Here is an 18,951-nt window from a genome sequence, read left to right on the forward strand (position 1 = left end):
CGCCGCGGGACGGGAGGCGACCGGGCGCGTCACGCCGGCACGGGAGAGGCGACCGGCGCCTTGCTGACGAGTGTCAGCACGTCGTACGTGGCGACGACCTCGTCGCGCTGATTGCGGATCACCGCGTCCCAGCGCACCTCGCCGTACTCGTCGGTCTCGCGCGGCGTGATGCGCTTCGCCGTCAGCGTCACGCGGATCTCGTCGCCCGGCGACACGGGGGTGACGAAACGCAGGTCCTCCAACCCGTAGTTGGCGAGCACGGGGCCGGGGGCGGGGTCGACGAACAGGCCGGCCGCCCACGACACCAGCAGGTACCCGTGCGCCACCCGACCCGGGAAGAACGGGTTCGCCGCCGCGGCCTCCTCGTCCATGTGCGCGTAGAACGTGTCGCCGGTGAACCGGGCGAACGTCTCGATGTCGTCGAGGGTCACGGTTCGCGTCTCGGAGGCGATCTGGTCGCCGATCCGCAGCTCGGCGAGCGACTTGCGGAACGGGTGCGGCCCGTCGCTGCGGGCCGAGGCGCCGGCGTGCCACACCCCCGTCAGGGCCGTCAGCATCTCGGGCGAACCCTGCACCGCCGTGCGCTGCATGTGGTGCAGCACGGCGCGGATGCCGCCGAGCTCCTCGCCGCCCCCGGCGCGCCCCGGCCCGCCGTGCACGAGGTTCGGCAGCGGCGACCCGTGCCCGGTCGAGGAGCGGGCGTCGTCACGGTCGAGCACCAGCATCCGGCCGTTGTACGGCGCGATCCGCCGCGCGAGCTCCACGGCCTGCACGGGGTCGTGGGTCGCGACGCTGGTGACGAGCGACCCGCCGCCACGGGAGACGAGGTCCGCGGCGTCGGCCGTCGACCCGTAGGTGAGCAGCGAGGCGACGGGACCGAACGCCTCGACCGTGTGCACGGCCTCGGTGGTGGGGTCGTCGAATCGCAGCAGGAGCGGCGGCACGAAGGCGCCGTCGTCGGCGCGGCCGGTCGTGCCGTCGGCGCGGAGCACGTCGGGCTGCTCCGTCGATCCGACGACGACGCGTCCGCCCGCATCCTGCAGTGCCCGCACCTGCCGCAGCACCTCGTCGCGCTGGGCGAGCGAGGCGAGCGGCCCCATGGTGACGCCCTCGGCGCGCGGGTCGCCGAGCACCGTCTTCGCGTCGAGGCGGGCGCGGACCGCGTCGACCACGGCGTCGGCGGCGGATGCGGGCACGATCGCCCGGCGGATCGCCGTGCACTTCTGCCCGGCCTTCGAGGTCATCTCGGTGACCAGCTGCCGCACGTACGCGTCGAACTCGGGCGTGCCGGGCCCGGCGTCGGTGCCGAGCACCGAGGCGTTGATCGAGTCGGTCTCGGCCGTGAACCGCACACCGCCGGTCTGCACCGCCGGGTGACGGCGCAGCGACTCGGCGGTCGACGCGCTGCCGGTGAACCCCACGAGGTCGCCGAGGCGCAGCTCGTCGAGCAGCCCGGGAACACTCCCGCTGACCAGTTGCAGGGCGCCGGCGGGAACGAGGTCCGACTCGACGAGGATGCGCACCATCGCCTCGGTGAGGTAGCCCGTCGGGGTCGCGGGCTTGATGAGCGTCGGCATGCCGGCGAGGAAGGCGGGGGCGAGCTTCTCGAGTGCGCCCCAGACGGGGAAGTTGAAGGCGTTGATCTGCACCGCCACGCCGGGGAGCGTGGTGTACACGTGGCGGCCGAGGAACGAGCCGTCCTTCGACAGCGGCTCCACCGGCCCGTCGACGTGCACGGTGCTGTTCGGCAGCTCCCGCCGGCCCTTGCCCGAGTACGAGAAGAGCACGCCGATGCCGCCGTCGATGTCGACCCACGAATCGGCGCGGGTCGCCCCGGTGCGCGCCGAGACCGCGTACAGCTCGTCCTTGCGGTCGGTGAGGGCGAGCGCGAAGCGCTTGAGCAGCACCGCGCGCTGGTGGAACGTAAGCGCGGCGAGATGTGCCTGTCCGACGGTGCGCGCGTGGTCGAGCGCGCCCGCCAGGTCGAGGCCGTCCGTCGAGACGGTCGTGACGAGCTCTCCCGTCGACGCGTCGCGCACCTCGGTGCCCCGGGTGCCCGCCGAGGGCGTCCACCATGCTCCCTCGACGAAGCTCGGAAGGTACTCGGTCATGTCGTCTCCTCGGTCCAGTCGTAGAAGCCGCGACCGCTCTTGCGGCCGAGGCGGCCCTCGGCCACCAGGCGGCGCAGCAGGTCGGGCGGGGTGAAGCGTTCGCCGAGCTCCCGCTCGAGCTCCTCGGCGATGCCGAGCCGCACGTCGAGTCCGACGAGGTCGGTGGTGCGCAGCGGGCCGACCGGATGCCGGTACCCCAGGGTCATCGCGGCGTCGATGTCGGCGGCCGATGCCACCCCCTCCTCGAGCATCCGGATCGCCTCCAGACCGAGCGCGACGCCGAGGCGCGACGAGGCGAACCCGGGGGAGTCCGCGACGACGATCGGCGTCTTGCCGAGGGCGGTCACCCATTCGCCGGCGCAGTCGACCACGGCATCCGCCGTCAGCGTGCCGCGCACCACCTCCACCAGCGACGAGGCGGGCACGGGGTTGAAGAAGTGCAGGCCCAGCACCCGGGCGGGATGCTCGAGCACGGCGGCGAGCTGGTCGACCGAGATCGACGAGGTGTTCGTGGCGAGCACGGCATCCGTCGCGATCTCCGCCTCGACGCGCGCCAGCGCCTCCTCCTTGAGGGCGCGGTCCTCGGGTACGGCCTCGACCACGAGGTCGGCATCGGCGAACAGCGCCACGTCGGTGGTGAGCGTCAGGCGCGCGGCGGGGTCGGCGCCCTCGGGCACGGCGCCGCGTTCGATCGAGCGGCGGATGCTCTCGTCGATGCGTCGCCCGGCGGCGTCGGCGCTCTGCGCGTCGCGCTCGACGACCGTCACGTGCGAACCCGCGAGCAGGAAGGCGTGGGCGATGCCCGCCCCCATCCGCCCACCGCCGAGCACCCCCACGCGGGACGGGGCGCTCATGCCCGCCCCCGACGCGCGAGGAACGCGGCCATGCGTCGCTCCTTCTCCGGGCTCTCGAACAGCTCGGCCTGCAGCTCGTCGTCGATGCGGGGGTGCGCGTCGCGGGGTGCCCGCAGCGCGGTCTTCGTGTGTCGGGTCGCGCGCGCATCGTTCGCGGCGATGCGGTCGGCGAGGGCGTGCGCCTCGGGCAGCAGCTGCTCGACGGGATGCACCGCCGAGATCAGCCCCCAGGTGAGCGCCTCCTCGGCGCCGAGGGTGCGTCCGGTGAGCAGCAGGTCGGCGGCGCGGGCCGCCCCGACGATCGCGGGCAGCCGCCAGGTCGCCCCGGCGGCGGCGATGATGCCGAGGCCGGGCTCCGGATTGCCGATGCGCAGCGAGCCGGTCGCGATGCGGATGTCGGCGGCGTACGCGAGCTCGGCCCCGCCACCGAGGGTGTATCCGTCGAGGGCGGCGATGACCGGCATGGGCAGCTCGGCGATCCGGGTGAACGCGGCCTGATTGATCGAGCGGCGGGCGTCGTCCGCGCGCCGCTCGGCGAGCTGCGCGATGTCGGCCCCGGCGGCGAAGTGACCGCCCGCGCCGGTGAGGATGAGCGTTCGGGGCTCGGCTTCGAGCTCGGCGCACAGCGCGTGCAGCGCCTCGACGGTGTCGAGGTCGATCGCATTGCGCTTCTCGGGGCGGTTCAGCGTCGCGACCACCCGGTCGGGGCGGACGTCGACGACGAGCGGCCCGCTCATGCCACCCGCTCCAGGATCATCGCGGTGCCCTGTCCGACGCCCACGCACATCGTCGCGAGCCCCAGGCCGGCGCCCTCGCGCTCCATGCGCCCGAGCAGGGTGACGACGATGCGGCACCCGCTGGATCCGAGCGGATGCCCGAGCGCGATCGCTCCGCCGTCGCGGTTCACCGTCTCGGGGTCGAGGCCGAGTCGTCGCATGCTGGCGAGCGACTGCGTGGCGAAGGCCTCGTTCAGCTCGACCGCCCCGAGCGCCGAGACGTCGAGACCGGTGCGCTGCAGCGCGCGCTGCGTCGCGGGCACGGGGCCCAACCCCATGATCTCGGGTGCGAGGGCCGCCGATGTCGCGGTGACGATGCGGGCCCGAGGGGTGAGACCGTAGCGGCGCACCGCCTCTCCGCTCACCACGATCACCGCGGATGCGCCGTCGTTCAGCGCGCTGGAATTCCCGGCGGTCACGACCTCGCCGCCCGCCACGACCGGTCGCAGGGCGGCGAGGGCCGTCGCGCTCGTGTCGCGACGCGGCCCCTCGTCGACCCGCACCTCATCCGACCCCGTCGGCACGGGCACGATCTCGGCGGCGAAGCGCCCCCCGTCGATGGCGGCCGCGGCCCGCTGCTGGCTGCGGAGGGCGAACGCATCCGCCTCCTCCCGGGTGATCCCGTCTCGGCGGGCGACCTCTTCGGCGGTCTCGGGCATCGACAGGGTCGCGTTCTCCCGCGCGGCGAGGCGGGGGTTCGTGAAGCGCCACCCGATCGAGGTGTCGAACGCCGCCCCGGGTCTGCCCCAGGCGCGGTCGGGCTTGGCCTGCACCCAGGGGGCACGCGTCATCGACTCGACCCCGCCCGCGACCATCAGATCCGCGTCGCCGGCGCGGATCGCCTGCGCGGCCATGGCGATCGCCGACATGCCCGACGCGCACAGCCGGTTCACGGTGATGCCGGGCACGTCGTCGGGCAGACCCGCCAGCAGCGCGGCCATGCGGGCGACGTTGCGGTTGTCCTCGCCGGCCTGATTCGCGGCGCCGAGGATCACCTCCTCGACCGCGTCGAGAGGAACATGCGCGCGGTCGACGGCGGCGCGCACGACCAGGGCCGCGAGGTCGTCGGGGCGCACGCCCGCGAGCGCTCCGCCGTATCGACCGATGGGGGTGCGGACGCCGCCGACGAGGAAGACCTCGGTCATCTCACACCCGCCCGTACGCCCGCAGGGGCTGCTCGATGAGGCCGACCAGTCGGCGCAGGAAGCTCGCCGCGTAGCCGCCGTCGCACACGCGGTGGTCGAACACGAGCGACAGCTGCGCGATGCGGCGCGCGACGAGCTGCCCGTCGACGACCCAGGGGCGCTCGAGGAGTCGACCGATGCCCAGGATCGCGACATCGGGATGGTTGATGATCGCCGCGGACCCGTCGACCCCGAGCGCGCCGTAGTTGTTGAACGTGAAGGTCGAGCCCGCGAGCCGCTCCGCGGGCACCCGCCCCGAGCGCGCCGTGTCGGCGACGTCCCGCAGCGCCGCGTCGAGCCCGGCGACGGTGAGCGCGTGGGCGTGCGGGATCACCGGCACCATCAGGCCGCGGTCGGTATCGACGGCGACACCGAGGTTCACGCCCTCGAACGACACGAGCTCGGCGCCGTCGGCGGTCAGTCGCGAGGCCAGCACGGGATGCTCCTCCAGTGCGAGCAGCACGAACCGCGCCAGCAGGGCGGTGAGCGACGGAGCGCGGTCGCCGCTCGCCGCGATCTCGGCGCGCAGGTCCCACAGCCGAGTCGCGTCGACGTCGACCCAGACGGTCGCCTCGGGGATCTCGGAGCGGCTGCGGCCCAGGCGCGCGCTCGCCGCCTTGCGCAGAGGGGAGAGGGGTTCGCGTCGTGCGACGACGAGGCCGTCGATCCGCTCACCGGCGGATCCGGCGTCGGACGATGGGCGCTCCGGCGATGCGAGAGAGGCGGGAGCATCGACCGCCTGATCGACGGCGGCGCGGAGCACATCGGCGCGGGTCACCGCTCCGTCGGGCCCGGTCGGAACGAGAAGGCGCACATCGACGCCCAGATCGCGGGCGAGCCGGCGCACGAGCGGGGAGCGCACGGCGACGGGACCGGTGCGACCGGCGGAAGGTGAGGGAGGCGCGGGAGCCGGGGGAGCCGGGGCATCCGATGCGAGGGGGGTGGCCGACCGGGTCGACTCGGCGACGACCCTGCCCCGCGGCGCACGGCGGCGCCCGGCGTGCGGGCGCTCGGTCGTGCCGTAACCGATGAGAACGTTGCCCGATCCGGCCCGCTCCTCGGTGCGATGCTCCTCGAACGCCGCACCCTCCTCCGCCACCTCGAGTACGGGAGCGCCGACGGCGATGGTGTCGCCCGCCTCGCCGTGCAGGGCGGTGACGACACCGGCGAACGGCGACGGGAGCTCCACGACGCTCTTCGCGGTCTCCACCTCGGCGATCGCCTGATCGACCGCCACCCGGTCGCCGACCGCGACGAGCCACTGCACGAGCCCCGCCTCGGTCAGCCCCTCGCCGAGATCGGGCAGCGCGAAGACGCGCGCGGTGAGAGTGCTCATGACTCGTCCTCCCAGTGCAGCGTGTCGATCGCGTCGAGCACGCGGTCGACGTCGGGCAGGTACCAGTGCTCGAGCTTGGGCGGGGCGTAGGGGGTGTCGAAGCCCGTCACCTTGCGCACGGGCGCCTCGAGGTACTCGAAGCAGCGCTCGAACACCCGCGACTGGATCTCGGAGGCGACGCTCGCGTAGCCGGGGGCCTCGGCGATCACCACGGCCCGCCCGGTCGCGCGGACCGCGGCCATGACGGTCTCGTCGTCGAAGGGCGACAGGGAGCGCACGTCGACGACTCCCACGCTGCGCCCCTCGGCCGCTGCGGCCTCGGCCGTCTCCAGGGCGAGGCTCACCGCGGCGCCGTACGCGATCAGGGTGACATCGTCGCCGGGGCGGACGACCCGTGCCGACGACAGGTCGCCGGGCGCCGAGGTATCGACCTCGCCCTTCGCCCAGTACAGCTTCTTGGGCTCGAGGAACACGACGGGGTCGGGCGAAGCGATCGCGGCACGCAGCATGGTGTACGCGTCCTGCGGCGTCGACGGGCTCACTACGGTGAGACCGGGCGTGTGGGCGTAGTACGCCTCCGAGGAGTCGCAGTGGTGCTCCACCCCGCCGATGCCGCCGCCGAACGGAATGCGGATGACGATCGGCAGGCGCACCGCTCCCCGGGTGCGGTTGCCCATCTTCGCGACGTGGCTGACGATCTGCTCGAACGCGGGCAGGGCGAAGGCGTCGAACTGCATCTCGACCACGGGGCGCATGCCGTTCATCGCCATCCCCACGGCCGTACCGACGATGCCCGACTCGGCGAGGGGCGTGTCGAAGCAGCGGTCCTCGCCGAACCGGGCGGTGAGTCCGTCGGTGATGCGGAACACGCCGCCGAGGGCGCCCACGTCCTCACCGAACACCACGACGTCCGGGTCGTCGGCGATCGCGTCGGCGAGGGCCCGGTTCAGCGCCGCGGCCATGGTCAGGGTCTCGGTCGGTGCGGCCCGCTCGTCGAGGCGCACGTCGTCGGGGGCGATGGTCATCTGGGTACTCCGTCCGGGGTGGGCGCGGCGGTCGTCGCTGCGGCGCGGGCGAGCTCGTCGCGCAGCAGCGCCCGCTGCTCCTCGCGCTGCGGGGAGGAGTGCGCGGTCACGTGGGGGAACAGGTCGTCGGGGTCGACCGGGGCATCCTCGTTCATGGCGTCGCGCAGAGCCGCGGCCATCGCCTCCGCCTCGTCGGCGATGCGCGTCTCGGTCTCGGAGTCGAGCTCGCCGGTCGCGACGAGGTACGTGCGCAGGCGCCGCAGGGGATCGCGGTCGGCCCAGGCCCGCACCTCGTCCCTCTCGCGATAGCGGGTGTCGTCGTCGGCGTTCGTGTGCGCCTGCATGCGATACGTGTGCGCCTCGACGAGCGACGGACCATCGCCCGCGCGGGCGCGGGCGACCGCGGCGCCGAGCACCGAGAGCACGGCCGCGGCGTCGTTGCCGTCGACGCGCTGCCCCGGCATCCCGTACCCGATCGCCTTATGTGCGAGGGAGGGGGCGGCGGTCTGCCGGGCGAGCGGCACGCTGATCGCGAAACCGTTGTTCTGCACGAAGAACACCACGGGCAGGTGGAACACGGCCGCGAAGTTCATCGCCTCGTGGAAGTCGCCCTCGCTGGTCGCGCCGTCGCCGCAGAGGGCGAGCACCACGGTGTCGTCGCCGCGGCGGCGGGCGGCGTACGCGAGACCGACGGCGTGCAGCAGCTGGGTCGCGAGTGGCGTCGCCTGGGGCGCGACCCGGTGCGCGCGCACGTCGTAACCGGAGTGCCAGTCGCCGCGCAGCAGCACGAGCGTCTCGGCCGGCGGCACCCCGCGGCCGACGATCGCGACGGCGTCGCGGTAGGTCGGGAACAGCCAGTCGGCGCCGCCGTCGAGCACCATCGCCGCGACGACCTGGCAGGCCTCCTGCCCGTGCGACGAGGGGTACACCGCCAGGCGCCCCTGTCGCACCAGCGCGCTGGCCTGGTCGTTGAACCGTCGGGCGGCCACGAGACGCCGGTACGCCTCGCGCAATGCGCGTGCGTCGGGCAGGGGGTACTCGCCGTCCGGCGTGAGGACGCCGTCCTGGTCGATGAGCCGCACCGCCTCGTCGCGGGGGAGCATGTCATGCATCTGGTCGCCTTCCTCGCCGAACCTGATGCACACAGTGTGCGCGCGGCGGATGCACTCGTCCAAGCATCCGACCCGGAAGGTGGACGTTTGATGCTTTCTTGCCCGTGCGGTGCCCGAAGTGTCAGGATCGGAGGCGGGACGAAGGAGTGCCATGACGATGCTCGACGACATCGACCACGCCATCCTCGACGAGCTGCGCCGTGACGCGCGGGTGTCGATGACCGCGATCGCGGATGCCGTGCACATCTCGCGCGCGGGCGCGCATGCGCGCATCCGACGCCTCACCGATGCCGGGGTGATCACCGGGTTCACGGTGCGCACCGATCCTGCCGCGCTCGGGCATCATGCGAGCGCCTATGTGATGCTGGCCATCGAGCAGGCGAGCTGGCAGGCGGTGCAGGAGCGGTTGCGAGCGATCCGCGAGGTCGAGCACATGGCGCTCGTCGGCGGCGACTTCGACGTCATCCTGCTCGTCCGCGCGCGGGACGCCCGCGATCTGCGGCGCATCGTGCTCGAAGACATCCAGGCCATCCCGTCGATCCGCTCGACCCGCACGACGCTCATCTTCGAAGACGCCGAACGGTAGCGAGCGACGGCCCCGTGCCAGACTGGGGCGATGGGCGCAGCATCCGATCGGGCCGGGGTCGCCGAGGCGACGCGGCGCGGACGGCCGGGGTACGACCGCCGCTCGCTGCTCGACGCCGCGGTGACGGTGTTCAACGACGCGGGGTACGACGCCACCTCGGTCGCGGCGCTCGCCGCCCGTCTCGGACTCTCGAAGGCCGCGATCTACCACCACTTCTCGTCGAAGGAGCAGATCCTCGAGACGGCGGTCGGCGAGGCGCTCGACGGTCTCGAGGGCGTGCTGGTGAGCGCGCAGACCGCGCCGCCCGCCGAGCGACTGGCGACGGTGCTGCGCGGCGCGGTCGCGGTGCTCGTGGCCCAGCTGCCGGCGGTGACGCTGCTGCTGCGCGTGCGCGGCAACAGCGAGGTCGAGCGGCGCGCGCTCGACCGTCGACGCGCGTTCGACCAGGCCGTGACGGCCCTCGTGCGGGAAGGGCAGGAGCAGGGCTCGGTCCGTGCAGACGTCGATGCGTCGGTCGCCACGCGTCTGCTGTTCGGCATGGTGAACTCGGTGGTCGAGTGGTACCGGCCGGGAGGCGCGGAGGACGCGGAGGCGCTCGCGCGCGACGTGCTCACGGTCGCCCTCGACGGCCTGCGGCTGCGCTGACGCCCGCCGACTCAGCCGAACGTCAGGGTGAAACCGTCGTCGCCGGCGGCGACCGTCACGGCGGACAGGTCGTCGACGTGGACGTCGGGCTGGTGGGCGGGGGCGTGCGGGCCGACGCCGACCACGCGCATGCCGGCGGCCTTCGCGGCCTGGATGCCGGCGGCGGAGTCCTCGAAGACGACGCAGTCGCCGGGTGCGACTCCGAGTTCCGATGCCGCGCGCAGGAACCCCTCCGGGTCGGGCTTCGACGCCGACACGCTCTCGGCGGTGATGGCGAGCGCGGGCACCGTGAGGCCGGCCGCCTTCATGCGTGCCGTCATGAGGGTGACGTCGGCCGACGTCACGATCGCATGCGGGTGGGGCGCGAGGGCGGCGAGCAGGCCGGCCGCGCCCTGGATCTCGACCACGCCGTCGACGTCGGCACTCTCGTTCGCCAGCATCTGGGCGTTCTCGCGGAGGTTGATGTCGTGGTCGCGCTCGGGCAGCAGGATCGACATGCTCTGGTGGCCCTGGCGCCCGTGGATCGTCTGCAGCACCGTGTCGCGATCGAGGTCGTGCGGGGCGGCCCAGGCGAGCCACAGCCGTTCGACCACGGCGGTGGAGTCGACCAGGGTGCCGTCCATGTCGAGCAGGACGGCGCGGGCGTTGAGGGTCTGGGTCACCGGTCCAGGCTATCCGCGGGCGGACCGCGGCGTCACTCGCCGCGCAACGCCCGCGTGGCGGCGGCGCTGCGCTCGAGGGCGTCGACCGCGACGTCGCGGCGCAGTTGGGCGGCGCCGATGAAGAGGCAGTCGACGAGGGCGAGCTGCGCGATGCGGCTCACCATGGCTCCGGCACGGAACCGCGACTCGCGCGCGTGCGTGAGGAGGGCATGGTCGGCGGCGCGGGCGAGCGGTGAGGTGGCTGCTCCCGTGATGCCGATCGTGGTCGCGCCGCTCTCGCGCGCCGCCCGGAGGAAGTGCACGGCTTCGGGGGTGGTGCCGGAGTGCGAGAATCCGATCGCGACGGTGGGGGAGACGCGGAGCGATGCGGCGGCGGCGGCCTCGTGGGCGTCGTCGAGGGCGATCGCGTTGTGCCCGATGCGGAGGAGCTTGTGCCCCAGATCGGAGGCGGCGAGGCGGCTCGCCCCGATGCCGAAGAGCAGGATGCGCCCGGCCGTCTCGATCGCCTCGGCCGAGGCCGCGAGCGCGTCGAAGTCGAGGCGCTCCACGGTCTCCTCGATGGCGAGCCGTTCGAGGGCGGCGAGCTTGCCGGCCGCGTCGCGCAGGGAGTCGTCGGCGGCGATCTCGGCGCCGAAGCCGCTGTGGGCGCCGAAGTTCACCGACTCGCGTCCGAGTTCGGCGGCGAGGGCCCGCCGCAGTTCGGCGTATCCGGCCACCCCGATCGCTCGGCAGAACCGCACCACCGAGGCCACCGAGGTCTCGCATGACGCGGCCAGCTCGGTGATGGTGCTGTCGATGACCTGGGTGGGGGTGTCGGCGACCGCGCGAGCGATGCGCGCGAGCGACGGCGGCAGCGTGTCGACCGACGCGGCGATCGTCGTCTGGATGCTCATGCGGAGGCCTCTCTCAAGATGAACAATTCTTTCATGTAGCCGGGCATAGTCGTAGACTATTTTTATGACCGACTCCCCGCGCCGCTTCGCCGTCGACCTCGGCAAGACGCGGTGCCGGCTCGTCGTCGCGGATCCCGCGCGGCAGCCTGCACATGAGGGTACAGGCGCGCCGGGGCTCGCCGCCGCAGGCGGGGTCGACGCGGCGCTCTCCGCCATCGAGAACGTGCTCGCCGAGGTGCCACCCGCCGAGGCTGCGGGGGTCACGGGCATCGGTGTCGGCGCGGCGGGGGCGTGGGCCGCCCCCGCCGCCGCTCAGCGGCTCGCCGACCTCCTCGCGCGTCGCCTCGGCATGCCCGCCGTCGTCGCCTCCGATGTGGTCACCGCCCACGCCGGGGCGCTCGATGGCGCCCCCGGAGTGCTGCTCATCGCGGGCACCGGCGCGGCCGCGCTCGGCACCGACGACGACGGCGTGCGCCTCGTCGACGGCTGGGGGCCCGAGCTCGGAGACCTCGGCAGCGGATCGTGGCTGGGTCGCGAGGTGCTGCGCGCCGTGCTGCGCGCCGCCGACGGGCTCGGCCCGGCCACCGTGCTCACCGACGCCATCGTGGCGCCGGTGGGAGAGGCATCCGACGTCATCCCCTGGCTCTCGCAGGGCGACGCCCTCGCGCGTCGGCTCGCCACCCTCGCCCCCCTCGCCCTCGACGCCGCCGCGCAGGGCGACGAGGCGTCCGTCGCGATCGCCGACGACGCCGTGCGACTTCTGACGGCCACGGCGCTCGCCGCCTCGGCATCCGCCCCCGACGTGGTGCTCCACGGCGGCCTCACCGACCACGCCTGGTTCCGCACCCGGCTGACCGACGCGCTCTCCGCCGCCGGACGCCGGACGCGTCCGCGCGTCGGCGACGCCATCGACGGGGCCCTGCTGCTCGCATCCCGTCGCGATCTCCCTCACGAAAGGTTCGTGCACCGTGCCGAATGACGACACCCGACTGACCACCCTGATCGAGGAGCTGTCGAAGCTCGACACCGAGGCGGCCACCACCGAACGAGGCGACCTCGATCTGCTGTCCACGCCCGAGCTGGTGGCTCGCATGAACGCCGAGGACGCACGCGTCGCCGGTGCCGTCGCCGCCCAGGCGCCGTCGATCGCCGCGGCCGTCGACGGCATCACCGAGCGGTTCCGCCGCGGCGGGCGCCTCATCTACATCGGTGCCGGCACCGCAGGGCGCATCGGCGTGCTCGACGCCAGCGAGTGCCCGCCGACATTCGGCACCGACCCGTCGCTCGTGGTCGGCATCATCGCAGGCGGCGAGACGGCCATCCGCTCGGCCGTCGAGAACGCCGAAGACGACGCCGATGCGGCGCCGACCTCCCTCGGCGAGCTCGGACTCAACGAGTCCGACACGGTCGTCGGCATCTCCGCCTCCGGACGCACCCCGTACGTGCTGGGCGGACTCGCCTATGCGCGCAGCATCGGGGCGCTCACGGTGGCGATCGCGTCGAACCCGCGCTCCGCCATCGGCAGTGCCGTCGACATCGCGATCGAGGTCGTCACGGGGCCGGAGTTCATCTCGGGCTCGACCCGCCTGAAGTCCGGTACCGCGCAGAAGCTCGTCGTCAACATGCTCACGACGCTGTCGATGATCAAGCTCGGGAAGACGTACCGCGGCGTCATGGTCGATCTGCTCGCCACGAACGAGAAGCTGCACGCCCGGTCGGTGCGCACGGTCTCGCAGCTGGCCGGTGTCGGAACGGACGAGGCGGGCCGCGTGCTCGCCGCGGCCGACGGTTCGGTCAAGCTCGCCGTGCTGATGCTCGCCACCGGCGCGGATGCGGCCGCAGCGGCGACGGCGCTGAAGTCGAACGACGGCATCCTGCGCGATGCCATCACCGCGCTGAGCTGAGGTCCGGCGGGCCCGGCCGGCCGAGGGCCCGGCGGGCCTACTCGGCCGCGTGCCGCCCGAGGAACTCGTAGACCTCGTTGTCGTCGACCCCGGGGAACGCGCCCCGGGGGAGCGGCGAGAACATGTAGGTGTGCACGCGGGCGCTCGGCCACGACTTGCCGTTCCAGCGCTCGGCGAGCTCGGTGGAGGGGCGACGGCAGCACGATTCGTCCGGGCAGGTCGACACCGCGCGGTCGGTCGTCTCGCGGCCGCGCCACCAGCGCGCGTCGTCGAAGGGCACACCCACGGTGATCGAGAACTCGCCGTCGGCCGACGAGCCGGTCTGCGTGGAGCACCAGAACGTCCCCGACGGGGTGTCGGTGTACTGGTGGTGCTCCACCGTGCGGTTCTGCTGACCGAAGGCGGCACGCGCCTGGAACTTGCGGCACACCCGCTGACCCTCGACCGATCCGGTCACGTCCATCGGCAGCGGCAGGTCGTCGTTCTCGTACACGCGCATGATCGCGCCGTCGGAGTCGACCCGCAGGAAGTGCAGGGGCATGCCCATGTGCTGGGTGAGCAGGTTGGTCATGCGCATGCCGGCGGCCTCGTGCGTCACTCCGAAGGCGTCGCGGAAGTCCTCCACGGCGAGGTTGCGATCCTTCTTCGCCTGCTGCAGGAAGGCGACCGACGCCGTCTCGGGCATGAGGCAGCAGGCGCCGAAGTAGTTGATCTCGAGCCGCTGCTGCAGGAAGTCGGCGTAGTCGGTGGGCGGCGTGTGGCCGAGCAGCCGATGCGCCATCGCCTGCAGTGCCATCGAGCGCAGGCCGTGACCGCCGGGGATCGAAGCCGGCGGCAGGTAGATGCGCCCGTTCTCGAGGTCGGTGACCGAGCGCGTCGAGTGCGGCAGGTCGTTGACGTAGATGAGTTCGAAGCCGAGCTTCTCGGCCATGATGCTCACCGTGCGGTGGCTGAGTGCGCCCTGCACGTGGCCGGCCGCACGCAACTGCTTCTCGGCGAGCTTCTCGATCTCCGGCAGGTAGTTGTTCTGCGCCCGCATGCGCAGGCGCAGCTCGGTGTTCGCGCGACGCGCCTCCTCGGGCGTCGCGATCGCCTCGCGCTCCCGACGCTGCAGTTCCCGATGCAGCCCGAGGATCGATTCGATCGTCTCGTCGCTCGTCCCCTTGGTCACGCGCACGGGCGGGATGCCGAGCTGGCGGAAGACGGGGCTGGCCTGGGCGCGATCGAGCTCGATCTCGAGGGCGGCCCGGCGGTTCGGCGGTTCGTCCGAGATGAGGTCGGTGACCTCGGTGCCCGTCGCCTGGGCGATCGCCTGCAGCAGGGACAACTTCGGCTCCCGCTTGCCGTTCTCGATGAGGCTGAGCTGGGAGCCGGCCACCCCGACCAGGGCGCCCAGTTCGTCGAGGGTGAGCCCCTGCGCCTGGCGGCGATGACGGATGCGGTGCCCGAGAGTGGCGAGATGGATGCCGGATGACGTCATTCCTTGAGGATAGCCGAAAGAAACGCAATTCTTATGACGTATTTCGAGAGAAATTCGGGCTGATCCGCACGGAGGATGGTCTCACCGCCCCCGATTCAAGGAGCAGAGATGGCCATCGCCGACGTCTTCACCCCGCGCACCGCCCCCGTCGCCCCCGTCCGTGAGTTCGGGGCCGTACCGCAGTACGACACCCCCGCGATGGCCGAGCTCGTGGCCTGGGTCGACGAGGTGGCTCGTCTCACCCAGCCCGACGCGGTGCACTGGGTCGACGGTTCGCGCGCCGAGAACGATCGCCTGCTGCGCGGTCTCGTCGACGAGGGCAAGCTCATCCGACTCAACCCCGAGTGGCGTCCGGGGTCGTACCTCGCCCGCTCCCACCCCGCCGACGTGGCGCGCACGGAGGGGCGCACCTTCATCGCCTCCGAGCGCGAAGACGACGCCGGCCCCACGAACAACTGGGCGCCGCCCGCCGAGATGCGCGAGAAGATGAGCGAGGTCTTCGCCGGCTCGATGCGCGGCCGCACCATGTACGTCGTGCCGTTCTCGATGGGCGCCGTCGGCGGCCCGCTCTCGCACATCGGCGTGCAGATCACCGATAGCGCGTACGCGGTGGCGTCGATCGGGATCATGACCCGGGTGGGTGACGCCGTCACGCGACGCATCGCCGAGGGCGCCGACTGGGTGCGCACGGTGCACTCGGTCGGAGCGCCGCTCTCCCCGGGGCAGCCCGATGTCGAGTGGCCGTGCAACGACGAGAAGTACATCGTGCACTTCCCCGACACGCTCGAGGTCTTCTCGTACGGGTCGGGCTACGGCGGGAACGCCATCCTCGCCAAGAAGTGCTTCGCGCTGCGCATCGCCTCCGTGATCGCCCGCGACGAGGGCTGGCTCGCCGAGCACATGCTGCTCATCCGCGTCATCGATCCGCAGGGACGCACCTTCCACGTGGCGGCGGCGTTCCCGTCGGCGTGCGGCAAGACGAACCTCGCGATGATGCGTCCGAGCATCCCGGGCTGGCGCGTCGAGACGCTCGGCGACGACATCGCCTGGATCCGCCCCGGCGACGACGGACGCCTATGGGCGATCAACCCCGAGGCCGGGTTCTTCGGCGTCGCACCCGGCACGGGCGAGTCGACCAACGTCACCGCCGTCGAGACGCTGTGGGGCAACACGATCTTCACGAATGTCGCGCTGCGTCCCGACGGCGACGTGTGGTGGGAGGGCCTCACCGGCGAGGCGCCCGCCGAGCTGATCGACTGGGAGGGCAATGCGTGGACGCCCGACTCCGGTCGTCCGGCGGCGCACCCCAACTCGCGCTTCACCGTGTCGGCCGCGCAGTGCCCGCAGATCGCCGAGGACTGGGAGGAGGCGGTACCGCTCGACGTCATCCTGTTCGGCGGTCGCCGCGCCACGAACGTCCCGCTCGTCGTCGAGGCGACCGACTGGACCCACGGCGTGTTCCTCGGTTCGAACATCTCGTCCGAGCGCACCGCGGCCGCCGAGGGCACGGTGGGCGAGCTGCGCCGCGACCCGTTCGCCATGCTGCCGTTCTGCGGCTACAACATGGCCGACTACTTCGCGCACTGGCTGAAGGTCGGGCGCGGGCTGCGCTTCGATCGCGCCCCGCGCATCTTCCAGGTCAACTGGTTCCGCCGGGGCGACGACGGACGTTTCCTCTGGCCCGGATTCGGCGAGAACGCCCGCGTCATCGACTGGATCATCCGCCGGGTGGCCGGCGAGGTGCCCGCGGTCGACAGCCCCATCGGCCGCCTTCCGCGCGTTGACGACCTCGACCTCGACGGCCTCGACATCGCCCCGGCCGACCTCGACGAGCTGTTCTCGGTCGACCCGGCGGCCTGGGCCACCGAGGCCGATCTCACGGAGGAGTTCTACGACACCTTCGGCGAGCGGCTGCCCGCGGCCCTGCGCACCGAGCTCGCCTCGCTGCGCTACCGGCTCGCGCGGCACTGAGCACGCGTGCCGCGCGGTCGCGCGCGGCACCAGACCAGACGTCGATTCGGGGGAGTCGTCGTCTCGGGCCTGCGGGCCCCCACCCGCGACGGCGGGATGTCGGAGACGAACCCATGGCTGAGTGGTCTCCGGCATCCCGCCGTCGCGGTCCCTCGGTCGACGAAGCCGGTGTCAGGCGAGCAGCTGGTGACGCGCGAGGTCGCGATACAGCGGCGTCGACTCGACGAGCTCGGCGTGCGTGCCCTGGCCGACGACCTCGCCGTCCTGCAGCACGATGATCAGGTCGCTGTCGACCACGGTCGAGAGGCGGTGCGCGATCACGATGAGCGTGCGATCGGTCGACACGGCATCGATCGCCTCGCGCATGCGCTGCTCGTTGACGCCGTCGAGCGACGACGTCGACTCGTCGAGCAGCAGGATGGGCGCATCGGTGAGCAGGGCACGGGCGATCGCGAGTCGCTGACGCTCGCCGCCCGAGAGCATCACGCCGTCTTCGCCCACCGGCGCCTGCAGTCCGAGAGGGGAGCGTTCGAGCACGTCACCCAGGTTGACCGCCCGCAGTACGCGCTCGCAGTCCGCATCGGATGCCGAGGGCGAGGCGAGGCGCAGGTTGTCGGCGAGGGTGCCGGCGAGGGTCGGGGCATCCTGCTCGACGTAGCCGAAGTGGGCGCGCAGGTCGTCGCGCGGGTAGGTGCGGGCGTCGTGGCCGTTCACGCGGATGGATCCGCCGGTGGGGTCGTAGAAACGCTCGACGAGCGCGAGGATCGTGCTCTTGCCCGCCCCGCTGGGGCCGACGAGCGCGACGCGCGCGCCGTGCGGCACGGTGAACGACACCCCGCGCAGCACCTCGGCTGAGGTCGGACCGTCCGTCGCGGCGCCGCCTCCGGCTGTCTCCGGCCGTTCGAGGTGTGCGTCCTTGAGCAGCTCGCGCGCCGCGCGCGCAGCCGCCTCGCGTGCCGCCACGACGTTGTCGGGGTAGCGGAAGTGAACGTCGCGGAACTCCAGCGCCGCGGCGTCGGGGTCGGCGACGGTGCGGGGGAGGTCGGCGGCGATGCGGGCGTCGTCCTGGGTCTCGGTCGGCAGATCGAGCACCTCCTGGATGCGGCCGAGCGCGCCGAGCGCCTGGTTCACCGAGGTGATGGCTCCGAAGGTCGTCGCGAGCGGCATCACGAGCAGGAAGAGGAACATGATGAAGGCGATCAGCGAGGCGATCGACAGCGCCCCTGCGGCCACCCGGAACCCGCCGACTCCGAGCACCACGATCAACGACAGCTGCAGCGCGATTCCGGCGACGGGCACCACGAGCGACGAGATCTTCGCGATGCGCACGCCGATGCCGTACGCCTCGTCGGCGGTCTGCGACACCGCGGCGGTCTCGCGCTCTGCGGCACCCGACGCACGGATCGTGCGGATCGAACCCACGGCGCGCTCGACGCCGGAGGCGAGCTCGCCGACCTTCTGCTGCTGCGCGGTCGACGCCGTGCGGATGCGTCCGCTGAGGGCCACCACGACCACCACCGAGACACCGATCACGACCGCGATCAGCAAGAGCAGTACCGGGTCGATCACGAGCATCGCGATGAGGGCGCCGACGAACAGCACCGCGCTGCCGACCGCATCGGCGAGGCCCTGGGTGAGCACGGCGTAGAGCAGCGTCGTGTCGGTGCCCACACGCGACACGAGGTCGCCGGTGCGACGCGCGTCGAACTCCGAGGTCGGCAGGTGCAGGATGCGCGCGATGAGCTTGCGTCGACTGGAGAGCACCACGGCCGTTCCCGTGCGCTGCAGGAGGTAGTGCTGGAAGCCGGAGATCACCGACGACACGATCACGAAGCCGATCAGCAGCCACACCAGGATGCCCAGGGTGCCGCCCGACTGCACCGCCTCGATGACCTGGCCCACCAGCAGCGGCTGCACGAGCGAGGTCGCGGCGCCGAAGACGCTGAGCACGGCGACGACCACGAGGGTGCGCTTGTGCTCGAAGAGGAAGGGCAGCAGCTGGCGGAAGGTGGCGCGCGGGCCGTCGTGCTGCGCGCCGCGTCCGCGTCGGCGTTCGGTCGCCGTCCGAGACATGAGAGACCTCGTTCTGGAGAAAAGGGGTACTACGACCGTACTTCGTGCGGAGGGGGTCGGAGATCGTTCAGGTGCGCCCGAAGCGCCGGTGCGCGGCCTGCTTCGAGACTCCGAGGGCGCCGGCGATCGCCTGCCACGAGTATCCGGCGAGGCGCGCGCGGCGCACCTGCGCCTCTTCGGCCCGCGCGAGCTCGCGGCGCAGCCCGGTCAGTCGGTGCAGTTCGGCGATCGGCTCACCCTCGGGGTCGGTGGCGATGGCGGTGCGGATGCTCATGGCGTTCTCCTCTCGATCGTCAACATTAGATGACGAAGCGTCGAGAAGTCAATGCGTATTGACGC

Annotated in this window: 17 protein-coding genes; 5 read left to right on the top strand and 12 right to left on the bottom strand. The window is 72.5% G+C overall.

The genetic code is table 11. The features are described 5' to 3' along the window. Window positions 1–29: 29 nt before the first annotated feature. Genes paaZ through RWS82_RS01590 form a run of 7 tightly spaced genes read right to left on the bottom strand, consistent with a single transcriptional unit; the run spans window position 30 to window position 8,398 of the window. Window positions 30–2,111 (bottom strand): phenylacetic acid degradation bifunctional protein PaaZ, encoded by a 2,082-nt coding sequence (paaZ, locus tag RWS82_RS01560; RefSeq protein WP_314646170.1) that lies wholly within the window; start codon window positions 2,109–2,111, stop codon window positions 30–32. Next, window positions 2,108–2,965: a 3-hydroxyacyl-CoA dehydrogenase family protein gene (locus RWS82_RS01565; protein ID WP_314646173.1), complete on the bottom strand. Its 858-nt coding sequence runs from the start codon at window positions 2,963–2,965 to the stop codon at window positions 2,108–2,110. Before RWS82_RS01565 ends, paaZ begins: the two co-directional genes overlap by 4 nt. Beyond that, window positions 2,962–3,702 (bottom strand): enoyl-CoA hydratase/isomerase family protein, encoded by a 741-nt coding sequence (locus RWS82_RS01570; RefSeq protein WP_314646175.1) that lies wholly within the window; start codon window positions 3,700–3,702, stop codon window positions 2,962–2,964. The genes RWS82_RS01565 and RWS82_RS01570 overlap by 4 nt, the downstream gene beginning before the upstream one ends. Continuing rightward, window positions 3,699–4,886, bottom strand: a complete 1,188-nt coding sequence (locus RWS82_RS01575) for an acetyl-CoA C-acyltransferase (protein WP_314646178.1) — start codon at window positions 4,884–4,886, stop codon at window positions 3,699–3,701. The genes RWS82_RS01570 and RWS82_RS01575 overlap by 4 nt, the downstream gene beginning before the upstream one ends. Before the next feature lies 1 nt (window position 4,887). Then, window positions 4,888–6,261 carry a dihydrolipoamide acetyltransferase family protein gene (locus RWS82_RS01580; RefSeq protein ID WP_314646180.1) on the bottom strand — a complete coding sequence of 458 codons (1,374 nt, stop codon included), beginning with the start codon at window positions 6,259–6,261 and terminating at the stop codon, window positions 4,888–4,890. Further along, on the bottom strand, window positions 6,258–7,286 hold the full coding sequence (locus RWS82_RS01585; protein ID WP_314646182.1) for an alpha-ketoacid dehydrogenase subunit beta: 1,029 nt from the start codon (window positions 7,284–7,286) through the stop codon (window positions 6,258–6,260). Before RWS82_RS01585 ends, RWS82_RS01580 begins: the two co-directional genes overlap by 4 nt. Further along, window positions 7,283–8,398, bottom strand: coding sequence for a thiamine pyrophosphate-dependent enzyme (locus RWS82_RS01590; RefSeq protein ID WP_314646183.1), 1,116 nt, complete (start codon window positions 8,396–8,398; stop codon window positions 7,283–7,285). The genes RWS82_RS01585 and RWS82_RS01590 overlap by 4 nt, the downstream gene beginning before the upstream one ends. A 151-nt stretch (window positions 8,399–8,549) precedes the next feature. Here RWS82_RS01590 and RWS82_RS01595 point away from each other — a divergent pair, with 151 nt between their 5' ends. Together RWS82_RS01595 and RWS82_RS01600 are read left to right on the top strand one after the other, a co-directional pair. Next, complete coding sequence (locus tag RWS82_RS01595; RefSeq protein WP_314646185.1) at window positions 8,550–8,984, top strand: Lrp/AsnC family transcriptional regulator; 435 nt, start codon at window positions 8,550–8,552, stop codon at window positions 8,982–8,984. Window positions 8,985–9,014: 30 nt separating this feature from the next. After that, complete coding sequence (locus RWS82_RS01600) at window positions 9,015–9,629, top strand: TetR/AcrR family transcriptional regulator (protein ID WP_314646187.1); 615 nt, start codon at window positions 9,015–9,017, stop codon at window positions 9,627–9,629. 11 nt (window positions 9,630–9,640) lie between these two features. Here the strand turns inward: RWS82_RS01600 and RWS82_RS01605 are convergent, their stop codons facing one another. Together RWS82_RS01605 and RWS82_RS01610 are read right to left on the bottom strand one after the other, a co-directional pair. Beyond that, on the bottom strand, window positions 9,641–10,291 hold the full coding sequence (locus tag RWS82_RS01605; protein ID WP_314646189.1) for an HAD-IA family hydrolase: 651 nt from the start codon (window positions 10,289–10,291) through the stop codon (window positions 9,641–9,643). 32 nt (window positions 10,292–10,323) lie between these two features. After that, a complete protein-coding gene (locus RWS82_RS01610; protein WP_314646191.1) occupies window positions 10,324–11,184 on the bottom strand; it encodes a MurR/RpiR family transcriptional regulator in 861 nt (286 codons plus the stop codon). A 64-nt stretch (window positions 11,185–11,248) separates the two neighbouring features. Here RWS82_RS01610 and RWS82_RS01615 point away from each other — a divergent pair, with 64 nt between their 5' ends. Together RWS82_RS01615 and murQ are read left to right on the top strand one after the other, a co-directional pair. Further along, complete coding sequence (locus RWS82_RS01615; protein ID WP_314646193.1) at window positions 11,249–12,163, top strand: BadF/BadG/BcrA/BcrD ATPase family protein; 915 nt, start codon at window positions 11,249–11,251, stop codon at window positions 12,161–12,163. Next, on the top strand, window positions 12,153–13,088 hold the full coding sequence (gene murQ / locus RWS82_RS01620; protein WP_314646196.1) for an N-acetylmuramic acid 6-phosphate etherase: 936 nt from the start codon (window positions 12,153–12,155) through the stop codon (window positions 13,086–13,088). Before RWS82_RS01615 ends, murQ begins: the two co-directional genes overlap by 11 nt. A 37-nt stretch (window positions 13,089–13,125) precedes the next feature. Here the strand turns inward: murQ and RWS82_RS01625 are convergent, their stop codons facing one another. After that, a complete protein-coding gene (locus RWS82_RS01625) occupies window positions 13,126–14,568 on the bottom strand; it encodes a helix-turn-helix domain-containing protein (RefSeq protein ID WP_314646197.1) in 1,443 nt (480 codons plus the stop codon). A gap of 108 nt (window positions 14,569–14,676) precedes the next feature. Between RWS82_RS01625 and RWS82_RS01630 the strand changes: the two genes are divergently transcribed. Next, window positions 14,677–16,539: a phosphoenolpyruvate carboxykinase (GTP) gene (locus RWS82_RS01630; protein WP_400190049.1), complete on the top strand. Its 1,863-nt coding sequence runs from the start codon at window positions 14,677–14,679 to the stop codon at window positions 16,537–16,539. Between the two features lie 171 nt (window positions 16,540–16,710). On the opposite strand, the gene RWS82_RS01635 is transcribed toward RWS82_RS01630, so the two are convergent. Beyond that, window positions 16,711–18,612, bottom strand: coding sequence for an ABC transporter ATP-binding protein (locus RWS82_RS01635; protein ID WP_314646199.1), 1,902 nt, complete (start codon window positions 18,610–18,612; stop codon window positions 16,711–16,713). Between the two features lie 67 nt (window positions 18,613–18,679). Continuing rightward, window positions 18,680–18,886 (bottom strand): AsnC family protein, encoded by a 207-nt coding sequence (locus RWS82_RS01640; RefSeq protein WP_314646200.1) that lies wholly within the window; start codon window positions 18,884–18,886, stop codon window positions 18,680–18,682. Window positions 18,887–18,951 lie beyond the last annotated feature (65 nt).

Origin of the sequence: uncultured Microbacterium sp., assembly GCF_963528945.1 — a bacterium.
GTDB lineage: Bacteria > Actinomycetota > Actinomycetes > Actinomycetales > Microbacteriaceae > Microbacterium.

Coding starts and splice junctions, on each gene's coding strand:
- paaZ (WP_314646170.1), bottom strand. CDS start 2,111: ATGACCGAGTACCTTCCGAGCTTCGTCGAGGGAGCATGGTGGACGCCC.
- RWS82_RS01565 (WP_314646173.1), bottom strand. CDS start 2,965: ATGAGCGCCCCGTCCCGCGTGGGGGTGCTCGGCGGTGGGCGGATGGGG.
- RWS82_RS01570 (WP_314646175.1), bottom strand. CDS start 3,702: ATGAGCGGGCCGCTCGTCGTCGACGTCCGCCCCGACCGGGTGGTCGCG.
- RWS82_RS01575 (WP_314646178.1), bottom strand. CDS start 4,886: ATGACCGAGGTCTTCCTCGTCGGCGGCGTCCGCACCCCCATCGGTCGA.
- RWS82_RS01580 (WP_314646180.1), bottom strand. CDS start 6,261: ATGAGCACTCTCACCGCGCGCGTCTTCGCGCTGCCCGATCTCGGCGAG.
- RWS82_RS01585 (WP_314646182.1), bottom strand. CDS start 7,286: ATGACCATCGCCCCCGACGACGTGCGCCTCGACGAGCGGGCCGCACCG.
- RWS82_RS01590 (WP_314646183.1), bottom strand. CDS start 8,398: ATGCATGACATGCTCCCCCGCGACGAGGCGGTGCGGCTCATCGACCAG.
- RWS82_RS01595 (WP_314646185.1), top strand. CDS start 8,550: ATGACGATGCTCGACGACATCGACCACGCCATCCTCGACGAGCTGCGC.
- RWS82_RS01600 (WP_314646187.1), top strand. CDS start 9,015: ATGGGCGCAGCATCCGATCGGGCCGGGGTCGCCGAGGCGACGCGGCGC.
- RWS82_RS01610 (WP_314646191.1), bottom strand. CDS start 11,184: ATGAGCATCCAGACGACGATCGCCGCGTCGGTCGACACGCTGCCGCCG.
- RWS82_RS01615 (WP_314646193.1), top strand. CDS start 11,249: ATGACCGACTCCCCGCGCCGCTTCGCCGTCGACCTCGGCAAGACGCGG.
- RWS82_RS01625 (WP_314646197.1), bottom strand. CDS start 14,568: ATGACGTCATCCGGCATCCATCTCGCCACTCTCGGGCACCGCATCCGT.
- RWS82_RS01630 (WP_400190049.1), top strand. CDS start 14,677: ATGGCCATCGCCGACGTCTTCACCCCGCGCACCGCCCCCGTCGCCCCC.
- RWS82_RS01635 (WP_314646199.1), bottom strand. CDS start 18,612: ATGTCTCGGACGGCGACCGAACGCCGACGCGGACGCGGCGCGCAGCAC.
- RWS82_RS01640 (WP_314646200.1), bottom strand. CDS start 18,886: ATGAGCATCCGCACCGCCATCGCCACCGACCCCGAGGGTGAGCCGATC.